Here is a 1,637-nt window from a genome sequence, read left to right on the forward strand (position 1 = left end):
TACTTTCAAAACTCCCGAGTGCCTGAAACATCACTGTTTCAGGCACTTTTCTCACAGCGGAAAGTTTCAGTAGATGCTTGCATCAGTTGAAAATCGTAATGATGTTTTCCGGCGGTTTACTGCAGATGATTTATGTCAAAAAGTTCATCTGCATTATAAGGGGAGGAAGACTCTTTTTTCTATTCTATAATTTTGATAAAAGAAACAAAAATGAAGTGTTCTCAAGACAGGTGAGCTGTGCTATAATAAAGATTGCTTTATAAAATAGTGGGATTAAGAAAGCTTTATATTTTAACATCTTAGATGCATGAGGTGAGGACATGACAAAATTTTTGAAGGCTATATTGTCGATCACTCTTTTTGAATTTTTTGATCTATTTGTTTTAGAACTCGCGGCAGTTGGTATTACAACCTTATTTAATGGGAGTGCCTCTTTATTTATTTGTATTCAAATGGCTCTTCGTATTTTGTTGATCCTTGCTCTTGTTTTGTGGATGAAAAAGAAAGGGATTCTCGTAAATTTTTATAGTTCGAAATGGAAATGGTCTTATCTGTTTTATTTCCTTCTGGTTATTTTATATAGTATGGTGTCGAAGTGGGTTATAACTACATTTCAGGACCGGATTGTTTTTGCACCAGAAACTGTTCTGATCAAGCTACCGGATTCGGTGTATTTAAAAGGGTTGGGGATTTCAATAATATTGGATTTTGCAGTATCCATCATTATCGCTCCAATCAGTGAGGAATTATTTTATCGTTCCTATTTAATGAATTGTTTCTTTAAAAATAATCGATTTCACTTCGATATTCTGTTATCCGCTTTCTTGTTTTCTGCTGCTCATTTTGTTTATCGATTTCGAGATCCGATTATGTTGACTGATTATTTTATTTTTGGGGTGTTCTTAGCAGCAGTTTATAAAAAGCACAGAGATCTACGATTGGTGATCCTCCTACATAGTTTCAGTAATTTCTTAGTTTACTGGAAACCAATTTGGATATTCATCTACAATTATATCTACTGGCATTTTTTGGTGTGACGAAGCTATTGTTTCAAGTAATAAATCATTTAGAAGTTCTGTTTTGCAGAACTTTTTTTCTCCTCTGGAAATTTGTGATACAATGAAGAGAAAGTATTTCAATGACAGCTCAATCTGTTGGCGGATCATTGGAGAAACTAGGTACGAAGAAGAGGTAGGAATGTTAGAGAAGTGGGAGAGTGTAAAAGGAACCATCAAAACGATGGGAAAAGAGCTATCGGCAGCCTTTGACTGGGCTTTTGATCGTCTTTTTTCAAGGGTTCAGCTGACCAATGAACAGTTTGTCTATGTGCTCTTGTCTGTTGTTTTCATCGTGGCCAATGCCATCTTGTGGGTGCAAAAGTTTCAAGGCTTTCCGATTACCGCAACCGAACGGCCAGAGGTTGTGTACAAGGCAAAAACACCGGCTGATCAGATTCCTCATACAGCGCGGATCATGGCTAATGGAGACCAGCTCTACCATGATTTGCTTTATATGAGCGCGCAAAAAGAAGATGGAAGCTATGATTTTCATGAAAATTATGAGTATGTCAAACCCTGGCTACAAAAAGCGGATCTAGCCTTGGGCGATTTTGAGGGAACCATTAACCCCAATTATTA

2 protein-coding genes are annotated in these 1,637 nt (G+C 36.8%); both read left to right on the forward strand.

Annotation, left to right across the window (positions count from 1 at the left end; translation table 11 throughout):
• The first annotated feature begins 320 nt into the window (after window positions 1-320).
• Complete coding sequence (locus SPADD19_RS00350) at window positions 321-1,037, forward strand: CPBP family intramembrane glutamic endopeptidase (protein WP_049518031.1); 717 nt, start codon at window positions 321-323, stop codon at window positions 1,035-1,037.
• 160 nt (window positions 1,038-1,197) lie between these two features.
• Window positions 1,198-1,637, forward strand: a 440-nt coding sequence (locus SPADD19_RS00355; RefSeq protein WP_164905811.1) for a CapA family protein, incomplete at its 3' end; no start/stop codon positions are given.

Source organism: Streptococcus parasanguinis (genome assembly GCF_001578955.1).
Lineage (GTDB): Bacteria > Bacillota > Bacilli > Lactobacillales > Streptococcaceae > Streptococcus > Streptococcus parasanguinis_U.